22 protein-coding genes are annotated in these 21,302 nt (G+C 48.4%); 19 read left to right on the top strand and 3 right to left on the bottom strand.

What is annotated here, in order from left to right:
• Window positions 1-131 precede the first annotated feature (131 nt).
• Window positions 132-2,549, top strand: a complete 2,418-nt coding sequence (locus LHUE1_RS00685) for a glycogen/starch/alpha-glucan phosphorylase (RefSeq protein WP_049169320.1) — start codon at window positions 132-134, stop codon at window positions 2,547-2,549.
• Between the two features lie 329 nt (window positions 2,550-2,878).
• Complete coding sequence (locus tag LHUE1_RS00680; RefSeq protein WP_049170159.1) at window positions 2,879-4,657, top strand: glycoside hydrolase family 13 protein; 1,779 nt, start codon at window positions 2,879-2,881, stop codon at window positions 4,655-4,657.
• Window positions 4,658-4,761: 104 nt separating this feature from the next.
• Here the strand turns inward: LHUE1_RS00680 and LHUE1_RS00675 are convergent, their stop codons facing one another.
• Window positions 4,762-5,691, bottom strand: a complete 930-nt coding sequence (locus tag LHUE1_RS00675; RefSeq protein WP_049170161.1) for an FAD:protein FMN transferase — start codon at window positions 5,689-5,691, stop codon at window positions 4,762-4,764.
• A gap of 147 nt (window positions 5,692-5,838) precedes the next feature.
• On the opposite strand from LHUE1_RS00675, the gene LHUE1_RS00670 reads away from it, so the two are divergent.
• The 7 genes from LHUE1_RS00670 to LHUE1_RS00640 all read left to right on the top strand — a co-directional run bounded on the left by LHUE1_RS00670 (window position 5,839) and on the right by LHUE1_RS00640 (window position 12,626).
• Complete coding sequence (locus LHUE1_RS00670; RefSeq protein WP_049170163.1) at window positions 5,839-6,198, top strand: ArsR/SmtB family transcription factor; 360 nt, start codon at window positions 5,839-5,841, stop codon at window positions 6,196-6,198.
• 146 nt (window positions 6,199-6,344) lie between these two features.
• Window positions 6,345-7,289: a cation diffusion facilitator family transporter gene (locus LHUE1_RS00665; RefSeq protein WP_049170164.1), complete on the top strand. Its 945-nt coding sequence runs from the start codon at window positions 6,345-6,347 to the stop codon at window positions 7,287-7,289.
• Window positions 7,290-7,374: 85 nt separating this feature from the next.
• Complete coding sequence (locus LHUE1_RS00660) at window positions 7,375-8,148, top strand: HAD-IIB family hydrolase (protein ID WP_049170166.1); 774 nt, start codon at window positions 7,375-7,377, stop codon at window positions 8,146-8,148.
• Window positions 8,149-8,531: 383 nt separating this feature from the next.
• Window positions 8,532-9,803, top strand: a complete 1,272-nt coding sequence (gene tyrS / locus LHUE1_RS00655) for a tyrosine--tRNA ligase (protein WP_049170168.1) — start codon at window positions 8,532-8,534, stop codon at window positions 9,801-9,803.
• Window positions 9,804-10,102: 299 nt separating this feature from the next.
• Window positions 10,103-11,296 (top strand): C40 family peptidase, encoded by a 1,194-nt coding sequence (locus tag LHUE1_RS00650; RefSeq protein WP_049170170.1) that lies wholly within the window; start codon window positions 10,103-10,105, stop codon window positions 11,294-11,296.
• A gap of 205 nt (window positions 11,297-11,501) precedes the next feature.
• On the top strand, window positions 11,502-11,909 hold the full coding sequence (locus tag LHUE1_RS00645) for a GNAT family N-acetyltransferase (RefSeq protein ID WP_049170172.1): 408 nt from the start codon (window positions 11,502-11,504) through the stop codon (window positions 11,907-11,909).
• Window positions 11,910-12,023: 114 nt separating this feature from the next.
• Window positions 12,024-12,626, top strand: coding sequence for a nucleoside/nucleotide kinase family protein (locus LHUE1_RS00640; RefSeq protein ID WP_049170175.1), 603 nt, complete (start codon window positions 12,024-12,026; stop codon window positions 12,624-12,626).
• A gap of 65 nt (window positions 12,627-12,691) precedes the next feature.
• Here LHUE1_RS00640 and LHUE1_RS00635 read toward each other — a convergent pair whose 3' ends face one another.
• The gene (locus LHUE1_RS00635; RefSeq protein WP_010491550.1) at window positions 12,692-12,805 is read right to left on the bottom strand and encodes a putative metal homeostasis protein; all 114 of its coding nucleotides are present in this window, start codon (window positions 12,803-12,805) and stop codon (window positions 12,692-12,694) included.
• A gap of 111 nt (window positions 12,806-12,916) precedes the next feature.
• Here LHUE1_RS00635 and LHUE1_RS00630 point away from each other — a divergent pair, with 111 nt between their 5' ends.
• From LHUE1_RS00630 to LHUE1_RS00620, 3 genes are all read left to right on the top strand, one after another.
• A complete protein-coding gene (locus LHUE1_RS00630; protein ID WP_010491549.1) occupies window positions 12,917-13,369 on the top strand; it encodes a Fur family transcriptional regulator in 453 nt (150 codons plus the stop codon).
• 260 nt (window positions 13,370-13,629) lie between these two features.
• Entirely contained in the window at window positions 13,630-14,088 is a 459-nt protein-coding gene (locus tag LHUE1_RS00625) for a hypothetical protein (protein ID WP_049170179.1), read from the top strand.
• Between the two features lie 20 nt (window positions 14,089-14,108).
• Window positions 14,109-15,098 (top strand): DUF6681 family protein, encoded by a 990-nt coding sequence (locus LHUE1_RS00620; RefSeq protein ID WP_049170180.1) that lies wholly within the window; start codon window positions 14,109-14,111, stop codon window positions 15,096-15,098.
• A 129-nt stretch (window positions 15,099-15,227) separates the two neighbouring features.
• Here the strand turns inward: LHUE1_RS00620 and LHUE1_RS00615 are convergent, their stop codons facing one another.
• Window positions 15,228-15,362: a hypothetical protein gene (locus LHUE1_RS00615; protein WP_279280271.1), complete on the bottom strand. Its 135-nt coding sequence runs from the start codon at window positions 15,360-15,362 to the stop codon at window positions 15,228-15,230.
• 99 nt (window positions 15,363-15,461) lie between these two features.
• On the opposite strand from LHUE1_RS00615, the gene LHUE1_RS00610 reads away from it, so the two are divergent.
• The 7 genes from LHUE1_RS00610 (at window position 15,462) to LHUE1_RS00580 (ending at window position 21,175) form a co-directional block, all read left to right on the top strand.
• Window positions 15,462-16,199, top strand: coding sequence for an amino acid ABC transporter ATP-binding protein (locus LHUE1_RS00610; RefSeq protein WP_025012879.1), 738 nt, complete (start codon window positions 15,462-15,464; stop codon window positions 16,197-16,199).
• A 51-nt stretch (window positions 16,200-16,250) separates the two neighbouring features.
• On the top strand, window positions 16,251-17,075 hold the full coding sequence (locus LHUE1_RS00605; protein WP_047105700.1) for a glutamate ABC transporter substrate-binding protein: 825 nt from the start codon (window positions 16,251-16,253) through the stop codon (window positions 17,073-17,075).
• A 1-nt stretch (window position 17,076) separates the two neighbouring features.
• Complete coding sequence (locus LHUE1_RS00600) at window positions 17,077-17,721, top strand: amino acid ABC transporter permease (protein WP_047105698.1); 645 nt, start codon at window positions 17,077-17,079, stop codon at window positions 17,719-17,721.
• A 15-nt stretch (window positions 17,722-17,736) separates the two neighbouring features.
• Window positions 17,737-18,399, top strand: a complete 663-nt coding sequence (locus tag LHUE1_RS00595; protein ID WP_010491536.1) for an amino acid ABC transporter permease — start codon at window positions 17,737-17,739, stop codon at window positions 18,397-18,399.
• Between the two features lie 239 nt (window positions 18,400-18,638).
• A complete protein-coding gene (locus LHUE1_RS00590; protein WP_047105697.1) occupies window positions 18,639-19,574 on the top strand; it encodes an NAD-dependent epimerase/dehydratase family protein in 936 nt (311 codons plus the stop codon).
• Between the two features lie 83 nt (window positions 19,575-19,657).
• Window positions 19,658-20,413: a glycosyltransferase family 2 protein gene (locus LHUE1_RS00585; RefSeq protein ID WP_152902740.1), complete on the top strand. Its 756-nt coding sequence runs from the start codon at window positions 19,658-19,660 to the stop codon at window positions 20,411-20,413.
• A gap of 21 nt (window positions 20,414-20,434) precedes the next feature.
• Window positions 20,435-21,175, top strand: a complete 741-nt coding sequence (locus tag LHUE1_RS00580; protein ID WP_049170185.1) for a glycosyltransferase family 32 protein — start codon at window positions 20,435-20,437, stop codon at window positions 21,173-21,175.
• The last annotated feature ends 127 nt before the right edge of the window (window positions 21,176-21,302 follow it).

The raw sequence follows: 21,302 nt of genomic DNA, 5'->3' as shown, positions 1-21,302 counted from the left end.
CGGGTCGAATCGCACGCGAAGCAGGTAAGGCGGGCAACGTCTAACCCAAGATGGCGGAGATTTGATTGGGCCTCGTTATTCATGTTTAGGCGAACGATTACGGTTGTTTATTTTGATGAGGTGTATATTTGATGTCATTAACGAAGGAACAATTCATCACGGAATTCAAAGATATGGCCTTGAAATTGTATGCGGCGCCGATTGAAGATCTGTCTTCGCAGCAACTTTATCAGGCGCTTGCGTTACTGACGCGGTCATATATCGCCCAGCCCTGGGCTAACACCAAGGAGCGTTATGACGAGGAAGAAACCAAACAGGTCTTTTATTTCTCGATCGAATTTTTACCGGGCCGTCTGCTGCAATCAAATTTGCTGAATCTCGGAATTCTGGATGAAGTTGAAGCTGGCTTGGAGGAATTGGATCTGCATCCACAAAAGATCTTTGCTGCGGAAGCGGATCCCGGCTTAGGTAACGGCGGGCTGGGCCGGCTGGCCTCGGCGTTTATGGATGCCATGGCCAGTGTTGGTATGGCTGGCAACGGGAATGGTATTCGCTATCAATACGGCTTGTTTAAGCAGGCGTTTGTGAATGGCTATCAGGTCGAATTGCCGGATGATTGGATGCGCAATGGTTTTCCTTGGGAGACCCGTAAGGAAAACCGCGCCGTCACCGTGAAGTTTGGCGGTTGGGTCGAATTGCGGCCGAGTCGCAGCGGCCATTTGCGGGTGATTTATCATAATACCGATGATGTCTTGGCCGTGCCTTATGACGTGGCGATGGTTGGGTATCGCAATGGCGTTATCAATAATCTGCGGCTGTGGTCGGCTGAGGCGCCGATTAATGCTGGCCCGCATTTTACCTTGGAACAGCGCGAACGGATTAATCAGATCACCCAGATTCTGTATCCGGATGACTCGGATAATGCTGGTAAGGAATTGCGATTGCGGCAGGAATACTTTTTTACGAGTGCCGGGATTCAAAGCATTGTCCGGCATTATCGTCGAACTCACAACAGCATGGCCGGGTTTGCCGATCGAGTGGCGATTCATATTAACGATACCCACCCGGCGATGGCGATTCCCGAGTTGATGCGCGTGTTGATGGACGATGAGCATGTGGGCTGGGATGAAGCCTGGCGCATTACGCTCAAAGTGATGAGTTATACGAATCACACGTTGCTTTCCGAAGCACTGGAAGTCTGGCCGATTGATATGTTCAGCGGGTTATTGCCGCGGATTTATCAGATTGTGCAGGAAATCGATCGCCGCTTCCGGTTGGCGTTTGTACCGCAGTTTGGGCAAGCTATGATTGACCGCATTGCGCCGCTGGGTAACGGGCAGGTGCGTATGGCGTATCTGGCAACCATCGGCTCGCACGCGGTGAATGGGGTGGCGCCGCTTCATAGTGAATTGCTGAAAAAAGATGTGCTGCATGATCTTTTCCAGATTTTTCCGGAGCGGTTTAACAATAAAACCAACGGCATTACGCCGCGGCGCTGGATTCAAATCGGCGATCGGCCGCTGGCGCACTTGTTGGATAAGAAAATCGGAACGGCGTGGCGGCAGAATCCATTGGCGCTGCGTAAATTACATGACTACATTGACGATACGCGGTTTTTGGCTGATTTAAATGCGACCAAGGCGGAGAACAAGCGGGAATTGGCTAAGTATATTGACCAAACCGTGCACGTCAAAGTCGATCCCGATGCCATTTTTGACGTGCAGATTAAACGACTGCATGCTTACAAGCGTCAGTTGCTGCATCTTTTAGGAATTCTGGACGCATACTTGGCGATTAAGCGCGGCGAGAAACGACCGAAGCGGCTGCATATTTTTGGAGCAAAAGCTGCGCCTAGTTATGTGTATGCCAAGGAAATCATTAAGGTTATGAATGCAGTGGCCGATATGGTCGATAGTGATCCGGAAGTCAGTCCTTATTTGCAGGTTGTCTTTTTGCCGAACTATGGTGTCTCGATGGCTGAAAAGATTATTCCGGCGGCGGATATTTCCGAGCAGATTTCAACTGCCGGTAAGGAAGCCAGCGGCACGAGTAACATGAAGCTGATGAGTGCCGGGGCGTTGACCTTGGCGACGTTGGATGGGGCTAATATCGAGATTAAGAATGCGGTTGGCGATGATAATATCGAGATCTTCGGGTTAACCGAAAAGGAGATTGCCGGGTATTACCAGCGCGGCGATTATCGGTCGCGGGACTTTTATGAAAAGGATCCGCGGTTGCATGCCGTGTTGGATATGCTCGTGAATGGGAAGATTCCGGGGATTGAGACGGAAGGCCGCGATATTTACAATGCGCTGTTGATGTACAATGACGAGTATTTCGTGCTGGCGGATTTTGAGAGTTATCTGGCGGCTAATGCGCGGTTGGATAAGCTTTATCAGCAGCCGGAGCTTTGGGCGAAGAAGGCGTTGGTTAATATTGCGGAGAGTGGCCGGTTCTCGGCGGACTTTACGGTTCAGCGGTATGGCCGTGAGATTTGGCATGTGGTTCCGCAGACGCCTGAAGATGATGGCACGGATACTGAAGGCTAGTTTCACTTGTTCTCTGATGCTCCGTGCCAAACTCCGCAGTCTCCGGCGCTTTGGCACTGGCAACTCAGCTTGGTGTGTGTGACAGTGCTACCCTATACTCCGCGCCAAACTCCGCAATCTCCGGCCATATGGGGCTGGAACGCTGTGGGCACGACTTTGAGCCTCAGCAAAGCCCGCTGAGTCTCAAAGCTCAGCCTTGTTGTAGGCGGGGCAAAGGGCGCCCCACCAACAACAATTTCACAGCTGAGCCCCATATGGCCTCCGATTGCTCCGCCTTGGCACTCTGCGTTTAATCGCGCGTTGCCTTATTATGTTAACAGGAGGTTCACATGTTTCAATTCGATTCATTTACCGATCGGCGGCCGTTTGGGGCTGTTCGGGAGGGGACGCTGGTGCATTTTTCGGCTAAGGCTGATGGTGCTGTGACGCAGGCGTCTTTGGTGATTGCTGCGGATGGTCAGTGGGATCAGGCGCAGTCGTTGCCGATGACGCAGAGTCCGAATGGTTATACGGTTACTTTTGCCCCGCCGTCTTCGGGGTTGTGGTTTTATCATTTTGAATTGCAAACCGATGAAGGTCGTCAGCGGTTTGGTGCGGTTGACGGTGGTTATGGCGGCTTGGGGCAGACTTATTCGGATAATGCGGATGTGGTTAGCTATCAGCTGACCGTGGTGCATGCGTTTGATCCTGTGCCGGATTGGTACAAGAATGCCCGCTTTTACCATATCTTTGTGGATCGGTTTCAGAATGGCAACGCCGATGGGCATGTGAATGCTCCTAAGGCTAATTCATTTATCTATGGGCGGCAGTCGGATCGGCCGATGTATATTCGTGGGAATAACGGCGAAGTTCTCCGGTGGGATTTTTACGGCGGTAATTTGGCTGGCATTCAGCAAAAGTTGCCGCTGTTGGCCGCGCGTGGGATCAATGCGTTGTATCTCAGTCCGATTTTTCAGGCGCGGAGCAATCATCGTTATGACACCGGCGATTATTACGCGATTGATGAAGTCTTGGGCACGTTGCATGACTTTAAACAGTTTTTGGCAGCGGCGCATCGGCAGGGGATGCATGTCATTCTCGATGGTGTCTTTAACCATGTCGGTGCGGATAGTCGGTATTTCAATGCGGTGAATGAATACAATGACGTCGGTGCCGCCAACAGTCTGGATTCGCCGTATGCATCGTGGTTTTCGTTTAAACGGTTTCCGGACGATTACAATAGCTGGTGGGGCGTGAAGGATCTGCCGGCGATTAATAAAGACAATCAGGATTTTCATAACTTTATTGCCGCCAAAAAGGATTCCGTGATCAGTTACTGGACGGATATGGGCGTTGATGGCTGGCGGCTGGATGTTGCTGACGAACTGACCGATGGCTTTATTCGGCAGATTCGAAGTACTCTTGATCAGTTTCCGGAGCGTGTTTTGATTGGCGAGGTGTGGGAAGATGCGTCTAACAAGCAGGCTTATGGCAAGCGGCGCCAGTATTTTGAAGGTGGCGAACTGAATGCCGTCATGAACTACCCATTGCGGTCGATGCTGATCGATTTTGTCGGTGGCAAGCTCAACGCGGCCGGTTTTGTTCGGCAATTGATGACGTTAAAAGAAAATTATCCACCGAATGCGTTTGATTTTAATTTTAATAACATCGGAACCCACGATACGCCGCGGATTTTAACGGTTTTGAATGGCGATCGTCAGAAGCTGAAATTACTGGTTTCGCTTTTCTATTGGTTACCAGGGGTGCCGTGTCTGTATTACGGCGACGAAGCCGGGCTGACTGGAGGGAAGGATCCCGATAACCGTGCCTTTTATCCTTGGGGGCATGAAGATCATGAGATCATGGACTTGTATCAGATTGCGATTCAGACCCGCATCGATCAACCAGCATTGGCGGTAGATGCTGCGTTCTTTCCGTTTACTTTTGAGGACAGCTTCGGCTTTGTCCGTCAGAATGAAGAGCAAACGCTGGTGGTGCTGGCCAACCCAACTTGTTCACCGCAAGCGTTACAGGACGCCAATACCAAGCTAGTTCCGGCGAATCTGCGTGCATTGTTACCGGTGGGAACCATGGTGCCACCGTGCAGTGTGATTTGGCAGGAACTTTAGGTGCAAGTTTGGTTTTTGATAACTGATCCAGGCATTAAAAAAACAGCAACCCAGCTTTTCGGCAGTTGGTTGCTGTTTTTGTGTTCTAATGTTGTTTCGGCGCACTATACCGTAATGGCCAAGGTTTCGCGTAGGCCGCTAGTCTGATAAACGCGGGTTTCTTTGGTGACGAAAATGGCTTCCTGACCTTCTGCCTCGACGGCGTCATACCCAGCCGGAATGCCGGCGTAAAAGCCGATGGAGGACAGCACATCCCCCAGGAGGCCATTATCGGCAACCACCGTGATGCTGGCCATGTTGGACTCAACCGGATAGCCCGTGTTGGGGTCGATTAAGTGGTGATATTCCTTGCCGGCGATTTTGGATTGGCGTTCAAAAATGCCGGTCGTGACCACCGCTTTTGGCTCGGTTGTCAAGGTCGCGATACTGCGCTTTTCAGGATACCGCGGATCGGCGATTGGCCACTGCCATAGCGGAATCCCGCTGGCTGCTTTGCCGACCAGTCGTTGGTTGCCGCCTAAGTCAATCAGACCGCCTTCGACACCGGTTTTGTCCCACAAGTCGTAAACCTGATCCACAATAAATCCCTTAGCAATCCCACCCAGATCAAGCGCCATGCCTTCTTTGGGTAGAAAAACGGTTTGATTTTCCGAATCCAGTTCAACCAGATTCGGATCGGTTAAGGCTAAAGCAGCGCTGACTTCACTGGCCGATGGAATGCGGGCATCGGCAAAGCCAATTCGCCACAGCTTAACAATCGGACCGATTAACGCATTATAACCAAGTCCGCGCTTGCTCCAGGCAATCGCTTGGGCAATGAGATTGAAGACCGGACGGACAGGGATGTGAACCGGCGTTTTGCCGGCCTGATTGTTGATCATGACGAGCAGCGATTCTTCGTCATAAAGCGACAGTAAATGGGCATAAGCGCGAATCATGCTGACGCTTTGATTCAGAAGTTCATTGGCGCCGTCTGTGTAAATGGTCAGCGTGTTATCCGCCCCTAAGCCGTGAAAGGTTGTGGTCGTTGTCATAGTGCACCTCCAAAGTCGTTGATAGTTCTTGGTTACAGTATGAACGGTTTGCATATTTGTTGCAATCGTTACGATTTCAGGTAATATTCGATGTGAATGGTAACGGATTCATGTGGGGTTCGCAGTGGAAGTCACTAGAAGGAGTAAATCATGGCGTACAGTTCGGCACAACAGGAAGCACTAAAAGAATTTAAGCAAGATATCGGTCATCTCAACGCATTGTCAAATACGAATCGTCAAAGGCTCATTATGATGCTTGGCGCCGCTAAGAATAACTCAGGCGTTAAGGTCAGCGATCTGGCCGATGCGATTGGGTTGTCGCAACCGGCAACGTCGCATCATTTGAAACGGCTGAAGGACATCGGTATGGTCGCATCCCGGCATGAAGGCAATATGATTTATTACTACTTAACGTTAGACGACACCATTGCGCGGTTAGAACGTCTGGCCAGTGCGTTAAGGCGGCAGACGGAAGAATATGAGACAGGTGAATCACAGGATAGCTGAGAGGCTGATCCGCGATTTGGCGTGATGAATGTAAAAGTTTTGTAAGAAAACGCTTACGTCATTTAAAGCAAGTATTTTACGGTGGTACGGCCACATTGATGCTTTATAATAGTTATTAAATAGTCTATTCAACAAGGGGGATTAGCATGGATGCTGGCCGCAATATTTTAAAAGATGAACAGCGCCGATTTGCGCGTCTTAAAAGCGCCCAGCATGCCGCCGCGTTAAATTTATTTGTTTATGGCGGTTTGACGGTGGCTGAATTGTGGATTGCCCAGCTGGCGCATTCTCGAGCTTTGGCCGCGGATGGGTTGAATAACCTGACCGGGGTAGCCTCGGCACTTATCTTGCTTTGGGGGCTGCAAATTTCTCAGCAGCGACCTGATAATGAGCACCGTTTTGGCCACTGGCGGTTTCAAACAATCGCGACCTTATTTTCCGGCTTGATTATGCTGGTGGTTGGCGCGGATGTAGTCTTGGATGGGTACCACGGCTTGCAGGCTTGGGCCCAGGGCAAAGTTCAGGTTCCGGGCATACTGGCAGTTTATGTGAGTCTGGCGGCCGGAATAGCCATGGGCGCCATCTCGTTAATGAATCATATTCGCGCCAAACAACTTAACAGTAGTGTTTTGAGGACGGCTTCCAAGGATAGTTTTTCAGACGCTGCAACCAGCACGGGGACTTTACTGGCTATTTTGGGGGCCAAAGCCGGTTGGTTGTGGCTTGATGGCGGGGCTGCGCTTGCTGTCGGCGTCTTGATTTTGTATGCAGCTTGGACCATCTTGCGGGATGCCATTTTTGAACTGACAGATGGCTTTGATACCAAGAAAATTGCGGCGTATCGGCAAACCATCACCCAAGTGCCCGGCGTCCTCGGCGTTCAAAGCATCGAAGCCCGGTACGCTGGCGATGCAGTTTTGCTCACGATTGGCATTCGGGTTGATCCCAAGATGACCGTTGCCGATTCTTATGAGTTAGGCGAGCAGGTTGAGCGGAAGCTGATGGATAAGTATGATATTCTCGACGCTGATGTCAAAACGTATCCGGCCGACTTGCCGCCGAATGATGCGCCGCAAGATCCGCAAAATTAATACGGCGATCAGAACGATACCAGTGGGTTGAAAAATAAATTTAAAGAATCATGTTTGAGAGACTAGTGACTATAGGAGATTTGCTGTGAAGTTTATTTTTGATGTTGATGGAACGCTCAGTTTTGACGGACAAAAAATTGACCAACGTATTCTAATGTTGCTTGAACGGCTCAAAGAACGGCGTCATGAAGTCGTTTTTGCATCTGCACGACCGATCCGGGACCTCATTCCTATTGTGGGGCCTTTCGCTAATGATTCATTAATTGGCGGTAATGGTTCCATTGTCTCTCAACATGGGAAAATCACTTTTTGTCGAACAATCGACAATGATGATTATCAATACGTGAAAACGCTTATTGCAAAAGAAAAACTAGATTACATTGTTGATGGGTCATGGGATTATGCGGCATGCTTAAGTTCGGGTAGTCCCATTTTTAAACAGTTAGACCCAGGGCACTTGGCGCATAGACGCCCTTTAAAGGATATCCTACAGCCGATCAAGATTATCCTCCTAAATCTAACTGACCAACAGATGGTGCAACTTTTTGACAGTCTGCAAACTGAGACATCGTTATCTATAGTGGCTTCTCTCGGTGAACATAACCTTGATTTAACCACTCGCGACGTAAATAAGTATACGACTGCACAATCACTGTTTCCTGGTGACTATGTGGCATTTGGTAACGACTCAAATGATCGGGCTTTATTGCTGCACGCTAAAATAAGTGTTTGGATCGGTTCGTTATTGACTGCTAAACGCGCAGGCATCGATCATCCTGATCAGTGGTATCCTGCATCAAATGAGGGCGTTCTAAAAGCTTTAGACGGATTGCTCAAGGACGAGTCCTTTAAAAATTAGGCAGATTGAGGAAAGTGCTCAGCTTAGAATGTCTGGTCTGTACAAATCACGAACCTGTGGTAAAATTTGACATATCATTTACCAGTTGAGCCGCAGTAGTGGTGTTAAGTAGACTTCAGAAAAACGGTGGTTGCTGCGAACCGTTGCGCTTAACAGCATGAATTACAACTCAAAAAATACTGGCCGCGGGTCATGCCGATATCCATGAGAGTGATGCATAGCATAATTTGGGTGGTACCGCGGTGAAAGTCGTCCCTGATCTTATTGATAAGATCAGGGACGACTTTTTTTGAGCGTGAGCCGGCTTCTGCACCAGCGAACGCGTTATGAAGAAGCGTAAACATTGCGGCTCGCGCACATGACAAATAGGAGGGAATCGACTGATGACAGAAACACAACGAGGTAAGATTTTAGACGAATTAAAATGGCGCGGGGCACTGAACCAACTGACAGATGAAGAAGGCTTGCGCAAGCTGACCCAGGAGAAGGCGGTCAGTGTCTATTGCGGTACGGATCCGACCGGCGATTCTTTGCATGTCGGCCATTTGATCCCGTTTATGATTCTCAAGCGTTTTCAGCTGATGGGCCACCGTCCAGTAATCGTTATCGGCGGTGGGACTGGCTCGATTGGTGATCCGTCCGGACGTAATTCCGAGCGGGTTTTGCAGACGATGGACACCATCGCCACCAATAAAAAGAAATTGACTGCCCAAATGGAGAATCTGTTTGGCACGGAAGATTTCCGGATTGTCGATAATTATGATTGGTTATCGAAAATCTCGATGCTGGACTTTTTGCGGGATTACGGGAAGCTATTTTCCGTCAATAACATGTTGAATAAGGAAGTTGTAGCCAGCCGTTTGGAAACCGGGATTTCATACACCGAGTTCACCTACCAGATTCTGCAGTCGGTTGATTTTCTGCATCTGTTCAAGCACGAAGACGTTCAGCTGCAAATTGGTGGTGCCGATCAGTGGGGCAACATCACAGCGGGGATTGACCTGATTCATCGGATCGAAGGCCCGGATGCCCGTGCTTACGGCCTCACGAATCCACTGATGCTCAAGGCGGATGGCACCAAGTTTGGTAAATCCGCAGGCGGAGCGGTTTGGCTTGATCCGGAAAAGACCTCGCCGTATGAGTTCTATCAATTCTGGTTCAACCAGGATGATGCCGATGTTGAAAAGTTCCTCAAGTTCTTCACGTTCCTGTCACGGGATGCCATTGCGGAATTGGTTGAAGCGACTAAAACGCATCCGGAAAAACGCGAAGCACAACGGGAATTGGCCCGTTCCGTTACGAAGTTTGTTCACGGCCAAAAAGCGGTGGATCAAGCCGAAAGCATCAGTGCCGCCCTTTTCTCCGGTGATGTCGCGGACTTAAGCGCGGAAGAAATCAAGCAGGGATTTAAGCAGTTTCCAAAGGTGGAAGCGCCGAAAACTGCAGAGAATATCGTTACTTGGCTGGTAGATACCACTAAAATCGAACCGAGTCGTCGCCAGGCGCGTGAGGACATTCAGAATGGTGCGATCACAATTAACGGGACCCGCCAACGCGAGCTGGATTTTGAAGTTGACCCGAGCACCCATTTCGACGGGCAATATGTCATCGTTCGGCGCGGGAAAAAGCGGTACTTCTTGGTTAAGATCAAATAAACGATGTCGTTGATGGTTGGGTCAACTAAGTAAACGTTGCCAACTAAAAAATTTACCAGTAAAAATTAAATGACAAACACTGCAAAAAGTCAGGGATGAAGCCGCGCTTTGTTCCTGTTTTTTTTGCATGCAAACGCGAAAATATAACTAGGGCGTAAACTAATTATCAATATGATCATAAAATAATGTTGATTTAATTGCGAAAGTATTCTGATGGTAACGGCCTTGTAACAAGCCTGTAATAGTTCAGTGTTAATGTGACAATTGTGAACAAAATGAAAGCAGGAGTGGCGATAAAGATGAGATTACGGCAATTAGTTACGGGCGCTATCACCGTTGCAACATTAGCTGGTGTTGGGGTTTCGGGTGTAGCAGCAACAACCGTTCGCGCGGCAGACGACAAGTCAAGTTTGCAAGCGAAGAACGACGACTTGATGAAACAGCTTCAGGCAGCCAACGATAAAAGCGCGAAGCTGAGCAATGACGTTTCCAACAAGGTTTTGGCGATTCAAAAGGCCGAGGCTGAGATTAAAGATACCCAGGCTAAGATCACAGATCTTGACGGCCAGCTGACGAAGGCCAATCAGGAAGCCAGCCAGCGCAAGAACAACTTGAAAGATCAATTGATCTCCTTGCAAAAACGGGTCGGCAATTCGGTTACTGGCAATGTCTATTTTGATTTCATTTTGAATTCAAGTAGTTTGACCGACTTGGTAGGCCGTTCCTTCACCGTTAGCAAGTTGAGCCAGGCTAGCACCGAAGCTTTGCAGGCAGTCAAGGATTCAGAGGCGAAAGTCAAGGATCTGAAAGCTAACCAGGAAGCTAAGCAAAAGAGCTTGGTTGCAACCAAGGCGCAACTTGAAAGCGATAAGGCCAAGATTGATGGCTTGAAGGCAGATGCTGATAAAGCGGCTGCCGAGGCACAAAAGATGATTGATGCCAATAAAGACAAGTTAGCTGAATTGGCCGCTGAAGAAGCTGCCAAGACTGCCGCTGCACAAAAGGCTGTTAGTGACGCAGCAAGCACCACTTCGACGTCAACGGCATCAAGCACCAGCACTGCTTCTGCAAGCAACAATGCTTCCAGCACAAGCGTAACTTCCTCCACGGCACCCGCTTCAGCTGGCAGCAGCACAGTTTCTGTTTCCGGTGGCAGCATCGCAAGTAACGCTGCTAAGTACATCGGTGTGCCATATGTTTATGGTGGTACTTCACCTTCGGGCTTTGACTGCTCAGGTTTGATTTACTACGCTGCTAAAGAAGCCGGCGTTAGCCTGCCACGGACTTCGCAAGCCCAAAGCACGCTCGGTTCTTACGTGGCAGTTTCTGATCTTCAGGCCGGCGACTTAGTCTTCTGGGGCGGCGTTGGCAGTGCCTATCACGTTGGCATTTACATCGGCAATGGCCAGTACATCCATGCGCCGGCACCGGGTCAGAGTGTCACTGTTCAAAGTATGGCTTACTTTGCACCTGAATTTGGCCGTCGTCTTTAATTAGTTGTTCACATCCTGCAAAATATATATTTCAAAGATCGGTCATGGTGGCCGGTCTTTTTTCTTTAAAATAAGTTCAAAATAATCGGGCGATTCGTGAGCCTATCATCGGCGTTCTATGCGACAATATGCTCAAACTGATAATTATGTGTGAATCATTGCTTGAACTAAGCGTAGATTTACGCTCACTAGGAGGGGACAAAGAATGATCAAGATTGACAATCGCAAACTTGATGACGAAGCTGTATTGGCCTTATATCAAGCGGTTGGATGGGTGATGTACACGCGCGATCCCGCAAAACTAAAACGAGCCTTGGCACAGTCGCTCATGGTTCTGGGTGCCTTTGATGGGGACCGGTTAGTTGGGTTGATTCGGGCAGTGGGCGACGGTGAAACGATTCTTTTTATTCAGGATCTGCTGGTGCTTCCCAACTATCAACGTCAAGGGATTGGCCGCCAATTGGTGAACGCATTGGTCGATCAATATCCGGAAGTGCGGCAGCGCGTTCTGTTAACGGATGATCAGCCAGACACACGCGCCTTTTACGAGAAGATCGGCTTTGTGTCGAGTGATCACTTTGGTGTGGTCGCTTTTTATCAAGATTTGGCCTGAAGCATCGTCAAAGGTTAGCTTGGTTCGGCGTTTAAATACCGCTCAATGTTGATTTTCAGCTGACGAATCGGCGCTGATTTGGTACAATCGAGGCAATATTCAAGGAGGCGGATCATGAAAGCGGCGCATAAGTTGATTGTGATCACAGGGGCAACAGGTACCGGCAAAACAACGGTGAGCGCGTATTTGCGCGATAACTACCGAATTCACCGCGTTATGACGCACACCACCCGTCCGGCTCGTAAGGGTGAAAAGAATGGTGTCGATTATTATTTTGAAACGCCGGCAAGTTTTGCAACGAAACATTTTATCGAAAAGGTCACTTATGCTGGCTATGAATATGGTTCCTCACATGAATCACTCGAGAAAAATTGGGCGAAGCATCCTTTTTTAAGTATTGTCCTGGATACTAAAGGGGCGATCACTTATGTTCAGGAGCTCCCTAAAGAGGTTGTGGTATTATTCCTCACCATTGATGATCCGACTGTTTTGAAAGATCGCTTACTGGGTCGCGGCGATGATCCGGCGATGGTGGCGGCGCGGCTGAAGAGTCCTGAATATAAGCGCGATTTAACCTTGCCGGATGAACTCAAGCCGTTTGCGACGGTGATCAAAAATGACAGTTGGGATGAAGCACGGGAACAGGTTGATCGGTTCATGAAGGACCTGGCGCTGAAAAGCTGCGGGTTAATATCGCTGAATCCGGAACGAAAATAAAACGTGGCCCTTCGCTATGTGATAGCAAAAGGCCACGTTCACTCTATTTTGGTATCTGTCAATGGTTATTTAGTCGGTTTCTTAACGGCCTTAATCACACGTTTAGCGCGTGAACGGGTTTTGGGATTCTTACTTTTCAAACGACGTGCGGCAGATGCATAATCGGTTTTTTCAGCCATATTGCTTCCTCCTGTCAGGCGTGTTACACTGAGTGGTACTAATCGTAATCAGTACGATTTGATACATTACACGTCTTAAGTTAAAGTGTCAAGCCAAAGGAGCTTATTTCCATGGATAACACAACAATTGCATTAAAGCAGTTAAAACAACACGGTTACCGGGTCACCAAACAACGTGAGTCAATGGTGGACTATCTGGGCAGGAACCAGCATCGGTATACGGCCGTCACGATTCTGGATCGGTATATGCGCACGCAATTTCCCGGGGTGTCACATGATACGATTTATCGCAACGTCAAATCGTTTATCGAAATGGGCATTCTGGAAAGTCGCATGCAAGATGACCAAATCGTGGTTAAACTGCAGTGTGATTTCCAGCATCCGCATCATCACCATTTTATCTGTACGAACTGCGGCAAAGTGATTGAACTTAAAATGTGTCCGCTGAATTACTTTGAAGATCAGGTTCCGGGCGCTAAAATTCAAAGCCACAATTTTGAACTTTATGGTTTGTGCGCGGAATGCCAAAAGCGGGCGAACAGTTTAAAAGAAGCTAATGCCTAACGAACAGTTGCAAGTAAATCACGCAGATGTGCTCCGTAGATGTATCGGCACCAGAGATAGCCATTCTCTGATGTCTTTTTTAGTTATGCGTCGTGTTGCATGTTTCAAATGTGGCTCATGCATTGGTAGCATCTCACGATTGTTGAAAAGCGCACCACTTTGGCCAACGCTATAAGTAGCGTATAATTTTAGCGGTAACTTAAGGTGCTTCCTGCTACTTTTGGGGTAAAATGAAACGATGAATGAAAGGAGCTGGCTACATGGCTTATCGAACACCGCCATTATTACCGCCGACTGCCATTGTTTCGCTGATTGTTTTGATTAGTGCGTATAACATTGTGAATACGATTAACCCGGTCAATCAGCCTAAATCGGCAACAGATCAGAGTTCGTTGGTATCCAAAATAAAATCCGAATCGGCTTCTAAGGCCGCGCGTTCAGCATCGTCAAAGCCTGAAACCAGTCAAACTTCAGCGTCCCAGCCGTCTGCCGCCAGCCAGTCGCAGACGCAGCCGAGTCATGAGGAGAACAACAACGAAACGACCAGTACCGCGAGTGCACCGTCGACACCAAGTTCGGCAACTTCGACCTCAAAGGCGTCAACATCTTCTGTGACGTCCACACCAAGCACCGCTTCCACCAATAATGGGCAAACGACTGATCAGAACCAGACAAGTACTGATCAAGGAACTGACACAACCGGCACGAATGGCCAATAAGCCGCGGAAAGGATGAAATCATGTTAACTGTTATTGATATTATCAACCGCGTGCTGGGCTACTTTAACATTGCCGATAAACCCAAAGGCAAGGCCTTCACGTGGGTGGCATTTTTCGCTAATTTTTACTTGCTCTATGTTGCCATTGAAAACCTGCGCTATCCGGACTTTCGGATCCGCGGGGCGTTGTTCCTGCTGGCGTTTGTTGTCTTTTTGTATTTTATTGGGTTGAACTTCCTTTATTATTTTACGAACAAAACAACGCGATTCGATATTTCGCCAGCAGTTGAAAAATGGCTGGGCAGCAATGGTGCAAAGAAAACCGCTGTTGAAAATGAGCTGAAAACGCAATTAGGCGCGGCACCGGCTAATGGCGTGTTTTCTCAAGAGCAACTGCTGACGGCCGATGTTACGCTAACCGATGACCAACAAGCGAATCTTGATGCATTGGTTGCCAGTTTGGTTAAGCAAGGCGTTTTGAGCTTGAATTATCAGGGCTTGGACGACAAAGCGATTGAACGGGTTGCGCAGGAGACGCAGCAACCGGTTCTCGCTATTGGCGCACCCTATCCGTTGCCGTTTTTTGATTTGCAACATGTCAACGATCAGCTGATTATTACCGGTGGCTTAAACGCGCTGACTGCCAAACCCATCGCAACTGTGGAGCGGGTGGGTTTGTTGCCGGTTGAAAAAGCGGCGCAGGACTATCATCTGGTGGCGGCCAACGTTTTTCTGATTGGCGGCGAGCAGAAGTTATTGGGTCGCAGTGGGTTGCGTAAAGAATCGCAGCCATACAGCCTGACAGTGCAGCTGGCTTATCAGGATAAGTCGCCAGCAGCGTCTCAAGAAAAGGCAGACACTGACACGCATCCAGTGGCGGGTCGCCAGCCAGAAGCGCCACAGGAGACCAGAGAAGGACGCCACGCCCTTGATGACGATGCGACGACCAAGCTGGAGCAGCAAGAGTCCCAGCAATTTCCAACCCGAGAAAGTAGAAGGCATCAGAAATAAGGAAGTGACACAGTGTCACTTCCCGTACGAAAATAGTGTCAGCAAGTCACGACATTTCACGTTGACGATCAGTCAAGGTGAGGTGCCGCGGCTTTTTGCTTGGCTTTGTTTGTGAATACAGATAAAATATTATGTTGCGTGCGAAAGCCTTTTCGTCATGCCGAGAAACAAGCCATCCGTTTCTGCAATATCTGCACACCAAATTTCCACATCGCGGTCCCATCCGCAAAAGTCCCAAAAACCGGCATTTTTCGTTTTTTCCACCGAATAAATGCTCAATTTTTAAAAGAAATATTTGCGCATCATTAGTTTTCTATGTAAAATCCATGATAAGAGCTAGTGAACCCAAGGAGGTCCTCCAAAATGTCAATGATTGAATTTCATGACGTTAACAAGTATTTTGGCAAATTCCAAGCATTAAAAAATATTAATCTAACAGTCGATCGTGGTGAGGTGGTCACGATAATCGGGCCTTCCGGGTCTGGTAAAAGCACCTTGTTGCGCTGCATCAATGGGCTTGAGCGGATCACGTCAGGCCAGTTGATTGTCAATGATTTTGATTTAGCCGACAAGAAAACCGATATGAACCGCATCCGTAAAAATGTCGGTATGGTTTTCCAACATTTTAACCTGTATGCCAACAAGAACGTGTTGCAAAATGTCACGCTCGGTCCTGATCTGGTGCTGAAGCGTGATAAAGCCGAAGTTGAACAGGAAGCCCGCGATTTGCTTAAGATGGTCGGGCTGGAAAGCAAGGCGGACAGTTTTCCGGGTGAATTATCCGGTGGTCAGCAGCAGCGGGTCGCCATTGCCCGCAGTCTTGCTATGAAGCCGAAAGCCATTTTGTTCGACGAACCGACCAGTGCGCTGGATCCGGAAATGATCGGTGATGTGCTGGATGTTATGCAAAAAATCGCCGAGCAAGGGATGACAATGGTTGTAGTCACCCATGAAATGGGCTTTGCCCGCCACGTCGGCAATCGGATTGTTTTCATGGATGATGGCCAGATTCTGGTCGACTCCAGCGATGTCAACCAATTCTTCGATGATCCGCAAGAACCGCGGGCCAAGGAATTCATCAGTAAGATCATCAATCATTAGCCCAACAAGACCAGTTACGGATGGGATACTTTATGAAAGCAGGTGTGTTAAATGAAAAAGATGTGGAAACGCATGCTCCTGCCGCTGGTGTTGTTGTTAATGATGATACCGCTTAGCAGTTGCGGGAAAAGTGTCGCGGATCGGGATATTTTGAGCCATGCCAAGGCGACCAATACCATTGTGTGGGGCGTTAAAGCCGACACCCGACTTTTTGGCTTGATGAATATTAAAACCGATAAAATCGAAGGCTTTGACGTTGATATGGCCAAAGCTGTGACCAAACAGATTTTAGGCAAGAAGGGGAACGCCCAGCTGGTTCAGGTGACTAGTGATACCCGGGTACCTATGCTCAAAGGCGGTAACGTTGACGCCGTGATCGCTACCATGACGATTACCCCAGAGCGTCAGAAGATTCTGGATTTTTCCGATGTTTATTTTAATGCCGGCCAAAGTCTTTTGGTTAAAAAAGGCAGTCCCATTAAAACCGTGAAGGACCTGAAGAAAGGGACAAAGGTCATTGGCGTTCAGGGTTCCAACTCGGTCGACAACGTCAAAAAAGCCGCGCCGGAGACAACCGTGCTTCAGCTGGCCGATTATGCTCAAGCGTTTACCGCGTTGAAGTCCGGGCAAGGAGACGCACTTACTACCGATAATGGGATCTTGTACGGGATGTCTGAACAGGATAACCGCTACATTGTTACTGGTGGCACCTTTACCAAGGAGCCTTATGGGATTGCCATTAACAAAGGGCAGCGGCCGTTTGTCAAGGCGGTCAATAAGGCGATCAAACAACTCAAGCAAAACGGCACCTATGCCAAGCTAATCAAAAAGTGGTTTGGCGATGTGCCAGGGTTCAGTCTTAAGGAGGTGGAATGATATGTGGTCGATTCTTACCAATAACTGGAACACCTTTCTTTCCGGACTTGGCTATACCTTGGCGGCCAGTATTCTTGCATTGATCGGCAGTCTGATCATCGGCACCTTGTTTGCGTTGATGGAAATTTCCCCATTCAAGGCGCTGCGTATCATCGGCCGAATTTATGTCGAGGTGGTGCGGAACATTCCGTTGCTGGTCATCACGTTGGCTTTCTATGTGATCGTGCCGCAGTTTATCGTCAAAATCGATGGCTTCACCGCCGGCACCATTGGCCTGTTAATCTATACGAGTGCGTTTATCGCCGAAACCGTACGCGCAGGGATCGAAGCGGTTCCCAGCGGCCAAATGGAAGGTGCTCGCAGTATCGGAATGAGTTATACGCAAGCGATGACGCAGATCATTTTCCCGCAAGCATTTAAAATTGTGATCCCGCCGCTGGGCAATCAGTTCATTAACTTGGTTAAAAACAGTTCGGTTCTGGCCTTCGTTGCCGGCTTCGATCTGATGTATCAAGGCAAACTCATTGCGGCAACGACCTTTTCGACGTTCGATACTTACCTGATCGTCGGGATCCTTTATCTCATCTTGACCATGCCGTTAAGTTATCTGATGCGTTATCTTGAGAAAAAGTGGGTCACCGCATAGAAAGGAGCAGGACTGATGCATAATTTTATCGACGCGTATTCTTGGATCAACTTACGCTACCTGCTTCAGGGACTAGGCGTGACCTTGGAAGTTTCTGTTGCTTCCATCTTCTTCAGCTTCGTTCTCGGGGTGATTTTAGGCTTAGCGCGTTATGTCAACATTAAATACTTTTCCGCGATTGTCGGCTTTGTTATTGACGTGATTCGGAACTTGCCACTGCTGCTGATCTTGTTCTTTACGTACTTTGCGCTGCCGGAAATCGGCATTCGCCTGAACGTCATCATTGCGGCCATAGTGGCAATGAGCATTTTCGAATCGGCGATGCTGGCTGAAATCGTCCGGTCAGGCATCAACGCCGTCCCGCGTGGGCAAATGGAAGCAGCCCGCAGCAATGGCTTAACGTTTTATCAGGCCATGCGCTACATCATCATGCCCCAGGCGCTGAAGAAAATGATTCCGCCGATTGTCAGCCAGTTTATCTCACTGGTCAAAGACACCTCACTGGCTACAATTATCCTGTTGCCAGAAGCGACGTACCATGCGCAAATCATATATGGGCAGAACATTAACTACATGATTCCAATGTTTGTTGCGTTAGCTGTGATGTATTTTGTTGTCAACTATGCCTTGTCGTTGGCAAGTCGCTGGTTGGATCGGCGATTGGTGCAGTCGAACTAGGTTTTTAAGCAGGTGAACATCATCAAAATCGGCTCTGACAGCACATCCATGTGCGCTGCCAGAGTCGATTTAGTATATGGCGGGACGGATTCATTTTTCCGGGTGCGGTACTGGTAAACGGGATGCCATCTGGAACGGTTCTTATCATTTTCCTAACATTTGGTATAAGCTGCGGTGGTTCGGGCGCGGCTGTGATACCATAGGAGAGAAATAAAACCAGCAAGACGGAGGAAATTATCTTGAGTAGTTACTTAGTGACCGGTGGCGCCGGGTTTATCGGATCCAATTTAACCGAGCTGTTGTTAACGGATCCCGATAATACGATCACCATTGTCGATGATTTGTCGATGGGCTTGCGAACCAACATTCCTGATTCCAGCCGGATTACATTCTATGAACATAGCATCACCGATCATGCCTTCATGTCCCAACTTCTGATGGAAGGCCAGTTCGATTACATCGTGCTGTTGGCAGCCATTGCCAGTGTTGCCGATTCCGTTGAACGGCCATACGCAACCCACCAGGTTAACCAGGAAGCCAATTTAAATATCATTGAAACCTTGCGGACACAAAAGATCGCCTACAAGAAACTTTTCTTTGCCAGTTCAGCCGCTGTTTATGGCGATTCGCCTGAACTGCCAAAGAAAGAGGACATGGCGGTTAAGCCGCTGACCCAATACGCGGTCGACAAGTTCGCAACCGAACGCGCGGTCTTAAACTACGGGCGTTTATATGATATGCCAATGGTCTGCACCCGCTTTTTCAATGTTTACGGGCCAAAACAAAATCCAAAATCGCCGTACAGTGGTGTTCTGTCAATTATGATGGACGCGTTGAAAGCGGACAAGCCATTCACATTCTTCGGGGATGGTGAACAAACCCGCGACTTTATCTATGTCGGCGACGTGGTGCATGCCATTCGCGGCTTGCTAGAAACGCCAAGCGCGCGCGATGATGTCTTCAACGTGGCAAATGGCAAGCAAACAAGTCTAAATCAAGTGGCTAAGGAACTCGAAAAGCTCACTGGCAAAACGCTTCACGCGACGCACAAAGCGCCACGTTTGGGTGACATTCGCGATTCGTATGCCCAGACAGCTAAACTGGATCAGTTTGATTTCATGACCCATACGCCGCTTGCTGAAGGGCTGGCGAAGTATGTGGCGTCGGTTCAATAGTAAGATTGATCGGTCATCGCGTAACGGATGGCTGGTCATTTTTCGTGTTGTTTGCTTTAATTGATGCTTGTAGGAGAGATATTTTGGTTAAGACACCAGTAGTTTCCGTTGTGATGCCAGCTTACAATGCTGCAGCGTATCTTCCGAAGACCGTGCAGTCAGTTTTAGACCAGACTTTTAAAGATTTTGAATTGCTCATTATTGACGATGATTCGACTGATCAGACAGCGGAAGTCGGTCAACAGTTGGCCGCTAGCGACAGTCGAATCCGGTTTGTTCACCTCGATGACAATCAGGGTGTTGCCAATGCCCGCAACGTTGGTGTGGCAAATGCTGAGGGGCAGTACGTTGCTTTTTTGGACAGCGACGATTTGTGGCTTCCCGATAAATTAAAGCTTCAGGTCGCATTTATGCAGCAGCATCAAGCAGCCTTCTCTTATTGCTCGTACGATGTGGTGGACGATCATGGCACTAAAATCGGCGAGCGTAAGATTTCTGAAGCCCGTCTGGATTACCACGAAATGCTAAAAGGCAATCGGATCGGACTATTGACGGTCATGTTGACTCGGGAAATTGCCCAAAAGTATCCATTTCCTAAAATAAATCATGAAGATTACGCTTGCTGGTTGTCGATTGCCCGTGGCGGAACGCTTGCCTACCTTGCGTCTGACCGAATCTTGGCTCAATATCGGAAGCATCAGACATCGCTGAGTTCAAACAAATTGCAGGCGGCTCAGTGGACATGGACGATTTATCGGCAGCATGAACATCTCAATATTTTTAAAAGTTTATATTACTTTTTGCATTATTCACTGATGGGTATTACCGACAAACGCTGACATTTAAAGAGGGGGAAGCCTATGATACCTAAGATTATTCATTATGCCTGGTTTGGCAGCACACCGCCATCGTTTATCGAGGATCGGGTTCAGGAGTGGAAAGAGAAGCTGCCGGACTGGGAATTCAAGTTCTGGAACGACAAAAACTTTGATTTGAAAAAATATGCATTTTCTGAAAAAATGTACCAAGCGGGTAAGCTCGGTTATGCTGCAGACGAATTGCGGTACGCGGTCTTGTATCAGTATGGTGGATTTTATCTTGACACCGATATGATTATCAAGAAGGATCTTGAACCATTTTTGAACCATAAGATGGTTTGGGGTTTTCAATACGATAATAGTATTTTGACATCGTTTATCGGCGCCGAAGCCAAAACGCCGCTGTTAGCCGAAATCCTGGATGTCTATGCTGGGCGGAAATTTCCTGAGTTGCAGGATGATATGCAGAGGATGACCAGTAATCCGGTTGTGACAAAAATCCTGATGCGACTTTATCCTGATTTTCGAATGAATGGGCAGCGTCAAGAGTTGGAACCGGGAATCGTGGTTTATCCACGCGACTATTTTACATATGCAAGTCGGAATCAAAATGCTAACTACATGGAACATCTCTTCGATAACTCATGGGGAAGCGCCAATGTCGGCTTACGTGGTCGGCTAAAGCATCTCTTCAAAGTGCTGTTTCCCTATTTGTGGGCGGATATTTCTGCGCGGCGTGGGATTAAAAGCGCTGAACGAGATGGCATTCCTTATCAACGATGATGTTGTCCCGTTAGTTTCGGCGCAAGTGCCTTGCCAGTAGTTGTTCGTGGCAGCAGACAAATACCGAACATATGCTATAATGAGTGAGCTGTTTTCAACCAAAGATATTTACTGAGAGGGTTGCTGT

The sequence above is a fragment of the Lacticaseibacillus huelsenbergensis genome (assembly GCF_029726355.1).
In the GTDB taxonomy this organism is placed as follows: Bacteria; Bacillota; Bacilli; order Lactobacillales; family Lactobacillaceae; genus Lacticaseibacillus; species Lacticaseibacillus casei.
The sequence above is the reverse complement of the archived record's forward strand: the minus strand, read 5'-3'. Positions and strand labels throughout refer to the sequence as shown.